Here is a 13,529-nt window from a genome sequence, read left to right as displayed (position 1 = left end):
GGCTTATTCAAGAAGATTCCGGCCTCTTACCCCTACCAACGCAAAATTACTTTTCTATAGTTATTTGCAGAACGATGATACGATCCCGGTGCACCTCAAAAATTGTTTGAAGAACTTCCGGAAAAATTCCTCCGGCATTTGTATTTATTTAGGTGTGAAAGGAAGAGAGTCATGAATTCCGCAAGAACACCGGATGTCCCGACAGTTGCAGTCAATCCCGTCGCAAAGCCGATAAAGGTTATGTCGCCACGCCTCACGATAAGAAGCGACGAGGCGGCAAGGCGAAGGCTTGCCGATACCGACGGCACGGTGCGGCGGGCGCGCCAGCTTGCCGAAAGCAACCGCCTGATTTGACGCGCAGCCATGACACTCAATTTTCCCAATCCCAGCCGCTCCTACGACGCGGCGGCCAAGCGCATTCGTTTCGTCGGCCATGACGGCATGTTCGAAGTCCCGTTCTTCGTCGAGGTTGCGGCACTTTCGGCGGCAAACCCGGCCGCAAGCGGAGCCGAGGCCGAATTTCTCAGTGCCTTCGACGCCAAGCGTTCGTCGATCCACGATATTGCGCGCGAAGCCTACTTGCATGGCCGCAGGAACATGTATGTGCTGACGCCGGCCGACTTCCGCTAGTTTGGGGTTTGCTCCATAGTGCCCGTCGTCTGCTCTTGCACGCGCCGCAGCGATGGCCTAGATCGCGGCAGGCGGACAACACGGCAGGTTTCCCATCAACAGAAATCCGAGACAACCGGCAGGCGCACGTTACGGCTCAGGCGGGCAGCCGCCGCTGGGGCTCGACCAGTACGTGCAGCAGGCGCTGCAGCTGCACCAGGCGGGGCGCCGGCAGGAGGCCGAGGCGCTTTACCGTCAGGTGCTGGCGCAAAAGGCTAACCACTCGGCCGCCGCGCATTTCCTCGGGCTTCTGCTGCACCAGACCGGGCGCAGCGCCGAGGGGCTGGCGCTGATCGAACAATCGGTTCGGCTGCAGCCGAACAATCCGGATTTCCTCAACAATCTCGGCACCGTGCTGCGCGACCTCGGCCGGGTCGCGGCCGCAGCCGATCTCTTCCGCAAGGTGGTGGCAACCAGGCCGGACCAACTGGCGGCGCGCGACAATCTCGGCTCGTCGCTGAAGCAGCTCGGCCAATTCGAAGGCGCCGAGGATATTTATCGCGGTACGATCGGTCGCAACCCGTTCCATGTCCGCGCCCGTGTCGGGCTTGCCGAGACGCTGCAGGAAGCGGGCCGGCTGGATGAGGCATTAGCTGTTTTTCGCGAGGCGCTGACGATCCGGCCGAAGGATGCCGATCTTTTGCATGGCCTGGGTGTCGGGCTGATGGAAAAGGGCAGTCTCGACGAGGCTGCGGATCTTTTCAGGCAGGCGCTGGCGGTGGATCCCGGCATGGCAAGGGCCTGGCTAATGCTCACCCAGGTCAAGCGCCAGAAGGAGCGCGACGCCGAGCTTGCCCGCATGGAGGCGGAGCACGCCAAGGCGCCGCAAGGCAGCCTGCCGCGCATGCAGCTTTCCTTCGGCCTCGGCAAGGCCAATGACGACCTCAGGGATTATGGTCGCGCCTTCGACTATTTCGCCGAAGGCAACGCGATCCGCCGCCAGGGCATCGACTACGACGCCGGCAAGACGCGCGGCGAGTTCGAGGCGATGAAGGCGGTGTTCGACAAGGCCTTTTTTGAAAAGCACAGGCCGAGCGGGATTACCGACGACACGCCGGTCTTCATTGTAGGCATGCCTCGTTCCGGCACCACGCTGGTCGAGCAGATCATCGCCAGCCATCCGAAGGTCTACGGCGCCGGCGAGCTCGGCATATTGAAGACGGCGGTCGGCAAGCAGTTTCCGCTCAGCATGAAGGGCGGCTTTCCCTGGGGCATCGCCGACATGTCCGATAAGGCCTATGCCGAGGCCGGCCAGGCCTATCTCGATATGCTGCACGCCCGCTATCCCGGGTTCCGGCACGTCACCGATAAGATGCCCGGCAATTTCCTGTTGGTCGGTTTCATCCACATGATGCTGCCGCAGGCCAAGATCATCCATTGCGCGCGCGATGCGGCAGCGACCTGCCTGTCGATCTACAAGGTGCACTTCCGCGGCGACAGCCACCGCTACGGCTACGATCTCGGCGAACTCGCCGATTTCCACAATCTCTACACCGACATCATGGCGCACTGGCACGCCGTGCTGCCTGATGTCGTGCACGACGTTCGCTACGAGGATTTCGTCGCCGACCAGGAAGGCCAGTCGCGAGCACTGATCGCCCATCTCGGCCTGCCATGGGATGACGCCGTGCTGTCGTTTCACCGGACCGACCGGCCGGTGCGCACGGCGTCCGCCGCGCAAGTGCGGCAGCCGATGTATCAGGGCTCGGTCGATCTGTGGAAGCGCTATGGCGACCGGCTGAAGCCGCTGCTCGACAGGCTGGCTTAGAGCGCCGCTGGGCCTTAAAAGCGCGTCGCGCTCGATCGGCCTCATGCGACGCGCTTTAGATCCTTGTTTTTATGCATGTCGTTATCGCAAAACCGCTGCGCGACATGCATCAAAGCTCCATAAACGGCTGAAAGCCGCCGAAGATCATGCGCTTGCCGTCGAACGGCATCGTCGACCAGTCCGACTTGATGCGTGGGTCGGCCATCACCTTGGCCATCACCGCGTCGCGGCTCTGCCGCGATTCATAGACGACCCACGAGAAGATGACGACCTCGTCATCCTTGGCCTGCACGGCGCGCGGGAACGAGGTGATCTCGCCATAGGGCACGTCGTCGCCGACGCATTCGACATAGGCAAGCGCCCCGTGCTCCTTCCAGACGGCGCCGGCGGTTTCCGCCAGCTTCTTGTAGGCATCGAGCTTTGCCTTCGGCACGGCAAGTACGAAACCATCGACATAAGACATCTGATTTCCTCCATGCGATTGTTTTCCGCCCTCTTGAGCGGTGATTTCCGGTACATACCTGTGTGGGGATCCTAAGCCGCTTTCACCGGCGCGTTCATTGCCCATTCGACGCCGAACGGATCACGCATATTGCCCCAGCGGTCGCCCCAGAACATCACCTGCAACGGCACGACTTCCTCGCAGCCAGCCTCGATGGCCCGCTTCCACCAGGCGTCGATGTCGTCGCTGCCGAGATGGAGCTGCATGGTGTAGCCCTGAGGCTTCACAACGGCCATTCCATGCTCGGGATAGAAGTCGGAAAGCATCAGCGTCGAACCGTTGATGTGGAGATGGATATGCATGGTACGGCCCTGTTCGTCCGGCGGATAGGCAAAGACCTGCTCGGCACCGAAGGCTTTTTGGTAAAATTCGGAGGCTTTGAAAGCGCCGTCCAGCTGAAGGTAGGGCGTCAATCCGCCAAGCACCTTGGCGGCGGGCTGGGTCTGCGGCTGGTCATTCATGTCATGCTCCTCTTTGCGTCTGATTTGCCTTTGCGAACCACAGGACGAACGGAACGGCGACGATCCTACACGGCCGATGGTTTTTTGGATTCGAAATGGCGCCTGCCGCAACGGCCAACTGCCACCTTTCAACCTTCGATGCGAATCCGCGGGCTGTTTTGCGCGTCGACGACGATTTCCGGCCAGCCGATATCTTTGCGCAACTCGATCGGCAATGAAAGGATGGCGCGTTCGCTGCGATAACGGGCGCGAGCCGCCGAGTAACGCGTCACGGCGTGACCTATGGATGACAGAATAGACATGATGCTTTCTCCTCGATTGGCGCCGGCATCACCGTGTCGGCAACCCAAGGACGTGGCATGCGATCATCATCCGACAGAGCGCCGGAATTTTTTTCCACAATTTTTCAACCGTCGGCCTCGGCAACCTCCCGGAAGAAAGCTTCCGGGCTATCGACCTCGGTCAGCCGCCGTTTCTCGATCAGCCAGAAGCGGTTGCCAACCGCGCGGATGAAGGAGCGGTCGTGCGAGGCAAGCAGGCAGCTTGCTTGATGTTCCAGCAATTCCGCTTCCAGTGCCTCCTGGCCGTCGATGTCGAGGTGGTTGGTCGGCTCGTCGAGTAAATAGAAGTTGGGATTGGCGAGCCTGAGCGCCAGCATCATCAGCCTCGCCTTCTGTCCGCCCGACAGCACGCTGATCCTGCGCTCCTGCATGTCGATGCTGACGCCGGCGCCCGCGAGCAGCGAGCGGGCGCGCTGCTCGCCAACGTCGAATCCGCGCGAGAGCATCGCCAGCGGCGTGTCGTCGTCGCTGATGCCCGACAACGCCTGGTCGCTATAGCCGAGCACCGTCGACGGCGTCACCTTCACGCCTCGCGCCGCCGTTTGCGGCTCGACGATGGCATTCCGGATCAGGCCGATCAGCCGTGATTTGCCAACGCCGTTACGGCCGAGCAGGACGATGCGGTCGCCTTGGCAGATGTGGCGCTTGCCGGTGCTGAACAGAACCGTGCCGTTAGGTGTTCCGACCACCAAATCGTCGAGCGTGATCAGCACCTTGGCATGGCTGCCGCGATTGGCGAGCTTGATCGTGCCCGCCGATTTTGCGCGATGCGCGGGGGCTGCGACCTCCTCGAGGCGCTGGGCGCGCTGGTTGAGCTGCTTGGTCTTGACCGTCAAAAGATCGCTGCCGGAATTGATGCCGATATTGTTGAGCTTGGCCGCCTGCCGGCGCAGCTGCTGCGCCACTTTCATGTCGCGCTGGAACTTGCGCTCGGTCGAAGCGTCGACCTCGTCCAGCGCAAGCCTCGCCCGCGAATAGGGCAGCGAGAACACCGGCGACTGGTCGGGGCGCAGGAACAGCGTGCGGTTGGTTGTCGCGTCGAGGAACGCCCTATCGTGGCTGGCGATCACCAGCGGCACCTCACGCGGCAGCGCGTTCAGCCAGGTCTCGAGCTGGCTGATCTTGCCGAGGTCGAGATGGTTGGTCGGCTCGTCGAGAAGCAGGACGTCGGGATCGGTGACCCAGACGCGGGCGATCAGCGCCAGCCTTTGCCAGCCGCCGCTCAAGGCCCGCATCGGCCGCTCGCGCATCGGATCGGGTACGTCGAGCGAATCGAGGACCACATCGACGCGCCACAGCTCGCTTTCGGCGTGCTCGGCTGGCAAGGCGTCGGCCACCACCTCATGAAAGCAGCGCCCGGCCAGCGCTGCGGGAATGACCTGCTCGACATAGCCGACGCGCAGGCCGCGCGTGCGGGTGATGTCGCCTGATGTCGGCTCCATCTCGCCGGTCAGGCACTTCAGCAAGGTAGATTTGCCGCGGCCGTTGGCGGCGACGATGCCGAGCCGGTCGCCGGTGCCGATGGTGAGGTCGAGATTGGAGAAGAGGGGCGCACTCATGGTGACGCCGAGGGACTTGAGGCTGATCAGGGCCATTTGGGTTTCTCTGGTCTGCCCGGAGTGAGGTTCCGGTTCGATGCACTTTGACGATGCGCAGGCTGGCCATCAGGCTCGGCGTTGCAGCACCACGAAGGGCGGACCAAGAAAATCGAAGCGGGAGAACCCGGACCGTCTCTGGTCAGCCCTGCAAGCAAGCTCGCAGGGCAGAGACAGGGCCGCGCTGACGGTGGTGGTCGATATGCACGCAGCCCTCCTTTCAAGACGTTTGAGTGTGCGGAGCGATTACACCAAAGGCGGGGTGGGTTGCAAGTGCGTGCTCTGCAGGCAGCCCTTAGTCTGACACAGGGAATATGAAGTCACCCTTGGTCCGCTGGATATCCTGTGGCGTTTCGAAGTGAATCTCCATCAGGATCGGTTCTTCCGGTCCACTGAAGAAATGAAGCTCGGCGTGAGGGAGCACGAGCCGGCGGACAGTTTCATATCCGCTTTCCATCTTATATTCCTCGGCTTGCAGCCCTAAACTTGCGAGGAGCGTCTTGGCGGCCGAAAACGTCATAGCTGGACTAAAGCCGTCGAGATCGATTTGGCTATTGCCATTCCATTTCAAAGGCAGGGACTTGGGCGTATCAGGCATGCGCCAAAGTTTGATGCTGATGCGGTGAACTCGCGCTCGATTGCGCCTGGTCAAAATGTTGATTTCCAGATCGCCATAACCCAGAAGAAAACCGCATGGCTGGTCCTGATAGACATACAGCCATTTCGGAAAGCCAAGGTGTTTCTGCACCGGTCCAAGATCAGCGCCAGCCCGCAAAGGCGTGTCTTTGCTGCCTAAAATCAGGGGCAGAATGTGGAGTTTACCTTGTTGCCGCATCGAACCCCGATTTGCTGCCAATTGTTGTCGTAGGTTTGGATACTCCGCCTTTCAGCCCCGCCTGATCCCTTCGGCCCAAGCCACCAGGTCGTCCTCGCTGCTGCGCAGCCGCTTCATGGCCCGTTGCATGGGCCAGCAGGTGACGCCGCTTCCGACTTCCAGAGCCGCGTTGATTTCCCCCTCGGGATCGTCATCATTCGTCAGCCAATGCCCGCCAAGTTCCTTGCGCAACACCTCGCCGCAGTAGGATCCCAACGCAAACAGGCGCGACCCGATATCTTGTGCCATCAAGCCGTCGGAAATGGGCTCTCCATCCTTTGTCTGCTCGCGAAAGAAGCGCTCCACCTCGGATATGCTCTGCGGTGAGAAATCCGCGCCATAGTCCGAACTTTGCAGTGCGTTGGATATCCACTGCGCGGCTATAGGAATGTCTTCTTGCAAGCGCCGCGGGGCGCTTGTTGTTTGAGACGCCGCGCGGGACGGCAGGAACCCTGCCGCGAGAAGCCCAAAGAAACGGCGTGTTATCATCTGTAGCCACCCAAGCGATGGCGAGAAGATACATGTGGCGCTCAAGCAGCGCCACGGCAGAATTACCGTCCCGGCCGACCAGTCTTGCCCGGCCGGCGCTTTTCGCGGCGGGCGTCGGCTGGGTCTTCGTAGGAGCCGATACCGGCACGCTGGCGGACGATGGGCTTGGCGGAATCGCCGCGTTCCTTCGCGCCCCCCTCTGTCCTGCCGGACATCTCCCCCACAGGTGGGGAGATCGGCTGTGGCTTGGCCGGCACCTTTCCTTCGATCGGCTTTTCTGTGCGCCGCACGGTCATCTCATCGAGCGAATTCTTCTTGAACAGCGGTTTTGTGGAGTCACCGGGGATGCCGAAATCGGAGCCGTGCGCTTCTTCGGCCGACTGTTTCTTGAACAGCGAACGGGACACCGCGCCGGCCGGCGTCGGCATGTCGGTGCCGGGTCCCATCGCGTCGAGCGAGGGCTTGGCGAAGAGCGGCTTCTTGACCGGCACGGCACCGTCGGCGCCCATTTCGTCGAGCTCCGGCTTGCGGAAGAGGTTGGGCCGTGCAGCCTTGGCTGCCTCTTCGGCGGCACGTGCCTCGTCGAGCTTGCGGAAACGCTCCTGTTCCTCTGATGTACGATGTTTGGCCACGCCCTTGTTGTGCTTGCCCTTTTCGCGGCCCGAGACCGGGCTTTCCATGTCGGCATATTTGGCCAAAGGATCGTCGGAGATGGACAGTTCCATCTCGCGCAGCCGCTTGATCTCGTCGCGGATGCGGGCCGCCTTCTCGAAATCGAGGTTGGCGGCGGCGTCGCGCATCTGCTTGTCCATCGCGTCGAGATGGGCTTTCAGATTGTTGCCCATCATCGCGCCGGCGCTGTCGGTGAACTGCGAGATGTCGGCGCGGACATGGTCCTTCTCGTAAACCGAGTCCAGGATGTCCGAAATGCGCGACTTGACCGATTCCGGGGTGATGCCGTTGGCCGCGTTCCACTCCATCTGCTTTTCGCGACGGCGGTTGGTCTCGGCCATCGCCCGCTCCATTGAGCCGGTGATCTGGTCGGCATAGAGGATGACCTTGCCGTCGACGTTTCTGGCGGCGCGGCCGATGGTCTGGATCAGCGATGTCTCGGAGCGCAGAAAACCTTCCTTGTCGGCATCGAGAATGGCGACGAAGCCGCATTCGGGAATGTCGAGGCCTTCGCGCAACAGGTTGATACCGACCAGCACGTCGAAGGCGCCGAGGCGCAGGTCGCGCAGGATCTCGATACGCTCCAGCGTGTCGATGTCGGAGTGCATGTAGCGCACGCGAATGCCTTGCTCATGCAGATATTCGGTCAAATCCTCGGCCATGCGTTTGGTCAGCACGGTGACCAGCGTGCGGTAGCCGGCCTTGGTGGTCTCGCGGATTTCGCCGACAACGTCGTCGACCTGGCTCTTGGCCGGGCGCACTTCGACCGGCGGGTCGATCAGGCCGGTCGGGCGGATGACCTGTTCGGCGAAGACGCCGCCGGACTGCTCCATCTCCCAGCCGCCGGGCGTTGCCGAAACCGCGACGGACAGCGGGCGCATGGCGTCCCACTCCTCGAAGCGCAGCGGCCGGTTGTCCATGCAGGACGGCAGGCGGAACCCGTACTCGGCCAGCGTCGCCTTGCGGCGAAAGTCGCCGCGATACATGCCGCCGATCTGCGGTACGGTGACGTGGCTTTCGTCGACAAAGACCAACGCATTGTCGGGGATGTATTCGAACAAGGTCGGCGGCGGATCGCCCGGCTGGCGGCCGGTCAGATAGCGCGAGTAATTCTCGATGCCGGCGCAGGAGCCGGTCGCCTCAAGCATCTCCAGGTCGAAGCGGGTGCGCTGCTCCAGCCGCTGCGCCTCCAGCAACCGACCGGCCCGTTCGAGTTCGACCAGCCTATGCTTGAGTTCTTCCTTGATCGACTTGATGGCCTGGTTCAAGGTCGGGCGCGGCGTCACATAGTGCGAATTGGCGTAGATCTTGACGCTCTTCAGCTCGCCGGTCTTTTGGCCCGTCAGCGGATCGAATTCGGTGATCGCCTCGATCTCGTCGCCGAACAACGAGATGCGCCAGGCACGGTCCTCGAGGTGAGCCGGGAAGATCTCGATCGTGTCGCCGCGCACCCGGAACGAGCCGCGGACGAAGTTTATGTCCTGGCGCTTGTATTGCTGGGCGACGAGGTCGGCGAGCAACGCGCGCTGGTCTAGGCGGTCGCCGATCTGCATCTGGAAGGTCATCGCCGTATAGGTCTCGACCGAGCCGATACCGTAGATGCAGGAGACCGAGGCGACGATGATGACGTCGTCACGCTCGAGCAGCGAGCGCGTCGCCGAGTGGCGCATGCGATCGATCTGCTCGTTGATCGAGGATTCCTTCTCGATGTAGGTGTCGGTCCGGGGCACATAGGCCTCAGGCTGGTAATAGTCGTAGTAGCTGACAAAATACTCGACGGCGTTTTCCGGGAAGAATTTCTTGAACTCGGAATAGAGCTGCGCGGCAAGCGTCTTGTTGGGGGCCAGGATCAGAGCAGGGCGCTGCGTCTCCTCGATCACCTTGGCCATGGTGAAAGTCTTGCCGGAGCCGGTGACGCCGAGCAAAACCTGGGTGCGGTCGTTGCTGTTGACGCCCTCGACCAGATCCTTGATCGCCGTCGGCTGGTCGCCGGCCGGCTCGAAATCCGAGACCATCTTGATGGCGATGCCGCCTTCGGATTTCTCCGGTCGGGCAGGGCGGTGCGGCGTCCACAGCACGCCGTCCTTGTGCAGCGGATTGCCGGATTCGATCAGCGCCGACAGCGCCGCGACGGTGGCGGTGACGCCGCCCGAAGCCATGGTCTCGGCCTCTTCCAGTGAGACATCGAGGCCGGCGACAGGATTGAGACCGGCCGCGGTGCGCTCCCGCGCCGAAGCCGCGCCGCCCATCGAGGTGCCGCGTGCCGTACGGCCGGGGGAAGACGAGCGCTCGGGGATCTTTTTCGCCGACTTCGCTAATTTGCCGCCGACTTTGCCGGAAACGCGCCCTTCCTTCTCGGCTTCCTGCTCGATCTGCTCGGCCCAGTCGGCGATCGAGCCGGTTAGCGGCGCGCCGGTGAGCTCGGCCTGCGGCGCTTCGGCAAAGCCGTGCAGTGGCTCCGAGGCATCGAGGAAATCGGTCAGCGGACTGCGCCGCTTGGGCGGCGATGCGCGATCGTCATTCGCCGGCGGCGGCGTTTTCTTGTCGGAGAGTCTGGCCATGGCCCGAATATGGGAGGTATCGGCCAAAATGGAAAGAGCGGAGTGCCAAGGGGCGCGAGGCACAATCCAGCTGCTGACAGAAGGGTGTCAGGAGCACCGTCCAAGTTTCCCGCTCAATTAAACCACAACGCGAATGTCAGAAACCCGGCGCCGCCGAATTGGCGCTGGATCTGGTTGAACTCCTCGCTGGTGAGAATCTTGCCGCGTTCGAGATAGGGCGCGATGGCCGGGCCGGTGATCGACAGCACCAGGTCGAAGGGCTTCGGCTCGTCGAAGAAGCGCTTCATGTTGATGCCTTTGTCGGCGATGCGGAAATGCGGCAGCAAGGTGCGGCCTTCCAGCAGATCCTCGGCCATGGCCAGGGCGGCGAGCCAGGCCTGCACCTGCTGCTCGCCGACCTCGAGGCCGGTGAGCGGGCTGGCGCCTTTCTGCTGCGGCCCGGGCAGCCATTCACGGTCATTGTCGGTTTCGGCGCGGATGGCTTTCCAGTCCTCGCGCGACAGCCGGATCATTTCCATGAGATGGCGGCGTGCCGCTTGCCGGCGCTCAGGCTCGACCACTTGCCAGTTGATGAGGTGCACCAGGGAGATGAAGTCGGCGAGGCGCCATTCGGACGTCAGGATGCCGCCGCCCATGCCGCCGTCCAGCGGCACGAGCGTGTCCTGAAGCGGCAGGTTGGCGTGGGGGAACAGCATATGGAAGGAGCCGTCGAACGTGTTCCTGAAATCATGCGCCAGCCAGAAGTCGGCCTGCGCCATCAGGAACTCGGCATAGCCCTGCAGCCAATAACCGTCGGCGCGGTCGAAGCGGAACGTGAAGGCGGGTGCGGCCGCGTCTGGCGCACCACCGCCGCGTGACAGAGACGCCATGATCGCGGCGGCGCTTTCGTCCGGCGCGATCGTGCCGTCCTCATTGAGGTCGATGCCGAGACGGATGAGGTCGATGACCATGCCGATGTCGGCGTCGGCGGGTACCGAGCCCAGCGTGGCTGCGGATTTCTCCAACCGGTCGCGGAAGGCGACGAGAATGGCGCGGAATTGTTCGTAGGTCAGCGGCTCGGGATCGGCATTGTCCGGCACCGGCAGCCGCATCAGCGGCAGCATGAACGATTGCGGGCTTTCGAAACCGTGGCGGTGCAGACCGCCGGCCAGGATCTCCAGCGCGGTGAAGAATTCACCGGCGCCGGTGGCATAGGCCGATGCAGGATCGCCGGGCGCGGCGGCTTCCAGCGCGGCTAGCGCGCTGTCGCGCTCGGCCACGGTTTTTGCCTCGAACAGGGCCGCCGGTTCGGGAGCTGCGGTGCTGGCCGCGGACAGCGGCAGGAGAAGAACGATGGCGCATGCCACCAGCCTGGAAAAACGCGTCATCGTGATCGCCCCTTCGTCGCTCCGCAGTGGATCATACACGCATTTGGTTCGCGCGCCTGTAGCCCTGTGATTCACCGATAACAGTCGACGCTTCAATCAATCCGGCGGACGGTTTACACAGGGCAAACGATTGGGCGTCGCGTGTCGAATTATCCGCTTTCCTACAAACTGTCCTGGCTGCCCCGTTTCCTCCGGCCTTCGCTCGGCGGCGCGGCTCGCGGCTTCGCTCCGATGGCGGCAGCCCTGCTCGAACCGGCGCCGGCGCGGACGGTGCGGCTGGCATTCGTCGGCGACATCTCGGCGGTGGCCAATCGTCGTGCGCCGGACTGCGATCCGGCGATCGCGGCGCTGCTCGCCTCGGCCGATCTCGTGGTCGGCAATTGCGAAAGCCCGGTCGTGGAACGGCCGAGCTCTGTTTTGGGTACGAGGTTCGGCACGCACCATGCGATGAGCGAGCGGTTTCTTGCCGAGGCGCTGGCCGCCGCCGGCATTTCGCTGGAAAGACTGGTGCTGTCGCTGGCCAACAACCATGTGCTCGACCAGGGCATTGCCGGCTTCGACGAGACTGTCGCCGCGATAGCGCGGCTCGGCAGCCGCACCATCGGTGCTGGGGCTCCAGTCGAACGGTTTGCGGTCGGGCCGCTGACCATCGGCCTTGCCGGCTTTACCCTGTGGCGCAACGCCGGCGCGGCTCAATTCGCGGGCCGAGTCTCGATGCAAGGCGATCCGACGCAATGGCCGCGCGGTGCCGCATCGGGTGTCGATCTCCTCTGCGCGGTGCCGCATTGGGATTGGGAGTTCCGGCATTTTCCGCGCGCAGAAACGCGAAAGCTCGCCCAGCGCCTGGCCGAACATGGCGTCGGCCTGGTCGCCGGACATCATGCCCATGTCGTGCAGCCAATCGAGCGGCTCGGCAAGACGCTCGTCGCCTATGGGCTCGGCGATTTCTTCGGCACCGCCTTCGCGCGCCAGCCATGGCCGAGCCGTATCGGCGCCATTCTCGTCGTCGACATCAGCGCCGATCCCGGCACGCGCGGGGCCATCGCCGCCTACCGGCTGCATGCCTTCATGCGGCTGCGCACCGGCGATCATGAGCGGCTGGTGCCGGTTGAAGCGCTGGCGGGAAAATCGAGGCAAAGGGTTCTGGCCCGCCTTGATGCGATCTTCGCCGCGCGCTGACGGCTGCGCTGACGCGGTCCACAAAACCGGCTATCATGCGCTACGCGGGCAGGCTTGTGGCGGCGGGTGGGCGATGGAAACAGCGGATTTCATGCCGAGCGAAGCGGTGATCGCCGGCATCAGGAAGAACATCGAGGCCTACGAGGCCGAAAGAGCTTCGGCCCATCGCCAGACGCGCTGGCGGGTGCCGATGTTCATCGGACTGCTGCTGGTGTTCGTGGCGCTTGTGGCCTGGCTTTTCAACGGGGTTGCCGACCCGAACGAGCAGTGGTTCTCGACCCCGCATGTGTTCCTCTATATCGGCGGCTTCCTGGCGGCGATCCTGCTCTATTTCCAGGCGATCAAGCCGGCGGGCAAATTGCAGCAGTCGTTCCGCAGCACGCTGCTGCCGATCGTCTTCGGCTTCATCGAGGACATGCGGTACCGGCACAATATCAAGCCGAATTCGTTCGACCGGCTGCCGCGCGAGACGGTTGGTCCGTTCAGCCGGCAGTCTTTCGACGATGTTTTTTCCGGCCGCTATGAAGGGTTTCCGTTCGAGCTTTACGAAGCAGATCTCCGGGAAGGGACGGGCAAGAGCACGACAGCAGTGTTCAAGGGCGTCATCGTCGCCTTCGAGACGATCGTGCCGTTCCCAGGCACATTGGTCGCCGCGCGCCGGACCAACAAGGTCGTCGGCTTCTTCCGCGGCATCTTCGGCAGCAAGATGCAGGAACTGTCCAGCGGCGCGCCGGAGCTCGATGCCGCCTACGAGTTCCGCACCGACAATATCGAGGCGGCGCGGCCGCTGGTGACCGGCCGGCTGGCGCAGGCGCTGCAATGGCTCGGCGAAACCCGGCCGCACGATCCGGCACGCATTGCGCTCAGCGGCAGTGACGGTTTCCTGCTGCTGCCGCAGGAAAGGAATTTCTTCGAGCTGCCGGATATCTCCACGCGTCTCGACTACACCAAACACGTCGCGCCGATGATCGCCGACATGGGCGCGATCCTGGCGACCGCGGCACTGGTGCGAAAGATCGGCGTGAACGATGTAGAGGCCAGTTGAACTGGA

At 63.0% G+C, this 13,529-nt stretch carries 13 protein-coding genes; 5 read left to right on the top strand and 8 right to left on the bottom strand.

What is annotated here, in order from left to right:
- Positions 1–171 precede the first annotated feature (171 nt).
- From NKG95_RS13880 to NKG95_RS13870, 3 genes are all read left to right on the top strand, one after another.
- The gene (locus tag NKG95_RS13880; protein ID WP_023719172.1) at positions 172–354 is read left to right on the top strand and encodes a hypothetical protein; all 183 of its coding nucleotides are present in this window, start codon (positions 172–174) and stop codon (positions 352–354) included.
- Between the two features lie 9 nt (positions 355–363).
- Positions 364–630 (top strand): DUF1488 family protein, encoded by a 267-nt coding sequence (locus NKG95_RS13875; protein WP_353041150.1) that lies wholly within the window; start codon positions 364–366, stop codon positions 628–630.
- A gap of 172 nt (positions 631–802) precedes the next feature.
- Positions 803–2,437 (top strand): tetratricopeptide repeat-containing sulfotransferase family protein, encoded by a 1,635-nt coding sequence (locus NKG95_RS13870; protein WP_353041148.1) that lies wholly within the window; start codon positions 803–805, stop codon positions 2,435–2,437.
- A gap of 109 nt (positions 2,438–2,546) precedes the next feature.
- Here NKG95_RS13870 and NKG95_RS13865 read toward each other — a convergent pair whose 3' ends face one another.
- The 8 genes from NKG95_RS13865 to NKG95_RS13830 form a co-directional block, all read right to left on the bottom strand.
- Positions 2,547–2,900 carry a DUF1428 domain-containing protein gene (locus NKG95_RS13865; protein WP_023719169.1) on the bottom strand — a complete coding sequence of 118 codons (354 nt, stop codon included), beginning with the start codon at positions 2,898–2,900 and terminating at the stop codon, positions 2,547–2,549.
- 71 nt (positions 2,901–2,971) lie between these two features.
- Positions 2,972–3,400, bottom strand: a complete 429-nt coding sequence (locus tag NKG95_RS13860) for a VOC family protein (RefSeq protein WP_352856832.1) — start codon at positions 3,398–3,400, stop codon at positions 2,972–2,974.
- Positions 3,401–3,528: 128 nt separating this feature from the next.
- A complete protein-coding gene (locus NKG95_RS13855) occupies positions 3,529–3,702 on the bottom strand; it encodes a hypothetical protein (protein ID WP_023719167.1) in 174 nt (57 codons plus the stop codon).
- Between the two features lie 104 nt (positions 3,703–3,806).
- Positions 3,807–5,336, bottom strand: a complete 1,530-nt coding sequence (locus NKG95_RS13850) for an ABC-F family ATP-binding cassette domain-containing protein (RefSeq protein WP_353041146.1) — start codon at positions 5,334–5,336, stop codon at positions 3,807–3,809.
- Between the two features lie 295 nt (positions 5,337–5,631).
- Positions 5,632–6,171, bottom strand: coding sequence for a hypothetical protein (locus NKG95_RS13845; protein ID WP_353041144.1), 540 nt, complete (start codon positions 6,169–6,171; stop codon positions 5,632–5,634).
- Positions 6,172–6,222: 51 nt separating this feature from the next.
- Complete coding sequence (locus NKG95_RS13840) at positions 6,223–6,699, bottom strand: hypothetical protein (RefSeq protein ID WP_353041143.1); 477 nt, start codon at positions 6,697–6,699, stop codon at positions 6,223–6,225.
- Between the two features lie 62 nt (positions 6,700–6,761).
- Entirely contained in the window at positions 6,762–9,932 is a 3,171-nt protein-coding gene (uvrB, locus tag NKG95_RS13835; RefSeq protein WP_353041141.1) for an excinuclease ABC subunit UvrB, read from the bottom strand.
- A 113-nt stretch (positions 9,933–10,045) separates the two neighbouring features.
- On the bottom strand, positions 10,046–11,299 hold the full coding sequence (locus NKG95_RS13830; RefSeq protein WP_353041139.1) for a hypothetical protein: 1,254 nt from the start codon (positions 11,297–11,299) through the stop codon (positions 10,046–10,048).
- 141 nt (positions 11,300–11,440) lie between these two features.
- On the opposite strand from NKG95_RS13830, the gene NKG95_RS13825 reads away from it, so the two are divergent.
- Together NKG95_RS13825 and NKG95_RS13820 are read left to right on the top strand one after the other, a co-directional pair.
- A complete protein-coding gene (locus tag NKG95_RS13825) occupies positions 11,441–12,478 on the top strand; it encodes a CapA family protein (protein WP_353041137.1) in 1,038 nt (345 codons plus the stop codon).
- Positions 12,479–12,551: 73 nt separating this feature from the next.
- On the top strand, positions 12,552–13,523 hold the full coding sequence (locus NKG95_RS13820) for a hypothetical protein (protein WP_353041136.1): 972 nt from the start codon (positions 12,552–12,554) through the stop codon (positions 13,521–13,523).
- The last annotated feature ends 6 nt before the right edge of the window (positions 13,524–13,529 follow it).

Origin of the sequence: Mesorhizobium sp. M1423, from assembly GCF_040317575.1 — a bacterium.
Classification (GTDB): domain Bacteria; phylum Pseudomonadota; class Alphaproteobacteria; order Rhizobiales; family Rhizobiaceae; genus Mesorhizobium.
Note: the sequence above shows the minus strand (reverse complement) of the source record. Positions and strands in the feature narration are given on the sequence as shown.

Bases quoted from the DNA above. Each gene is read 5' to 3' on its own strand.
- NKG95_RS13880 (WP_023719172.1), top strand. From the start codon at position 172: ATGAATTCCGCAAGAACACCGGATGTCCCGACAGTTGCAGTCAATCCC.
- NKG95_RS13875 (WP_353041150.1), top strand. From the start codon at position 364: ATGACACTCAATTTTCCCAATCCCAGCCGCTCCTACGACGCGGCGGCC.
- NKG95_RS13865 (WP_023719169.1), bottom strand. From the start codon at position 2,900: ATGTCTTATGTCGATGGTTTCGTACTTGCCGTGCCGAAGGCAAAGCTC.
- NKG95_RS13860 (WP_352856832.1), bottom strand. From the start codon at position 3,400: ATGAATGACCAGCCGCAGACCCAGCCCGCCGCCAAGGTGCTTGGCGGA.
- NKG95_RS13855 (WP_023719167.1), bottom strand. From the start codon at position 3,702: ATGTCTATTCTGTCATCCATAGGTCACGCCGTGACGCGTTACTCGGCG.
- NKG95_RS13850 (WP_353041146.1), bottom strand. From the start codon at position 5,336: ATGGCCCTGATCAGCCTCAAGTCCCTCGGCGTCACCATGAGTGCGCCC.
- NKG95_RS13845 (WP_353041144.1), bottom strand. From the start codon at position 6,171: ATGCGGCAACAAGGTAAACTCCACATTCTGCCCCTGATTTTAGGCAGC.
- NKG95_RS13840 (WP_353041143.1), bottom strand. From the start codon at position 6,699: ATGATAACACGCCGTTTCTTTGGGCTTCTCGCGGCAGGGTTCCTGCCG.
- uvrB (WP_353041141.1), bottom strand. From the start codon at position 9,932: ATGGCCAGACTCTCCGACAAGAAAACGCCGCCGCCGGCGAATGACGAT.
- NKG95_RS13830 (WP_353041139.1), bottom strand. From the start codon at position 11,299: ATGACGCGTTTTTCCAGGCTGGTGGCATGCGCCATCGTTCTTCTCCTG.
- NKG95_RS13820 (WP_353041136.1), top strand. From the start codon at position 12,552: ATGGAAACAGCGGATTTCATGCCGAGCGAAGCGGTGATCGCCGGCATC.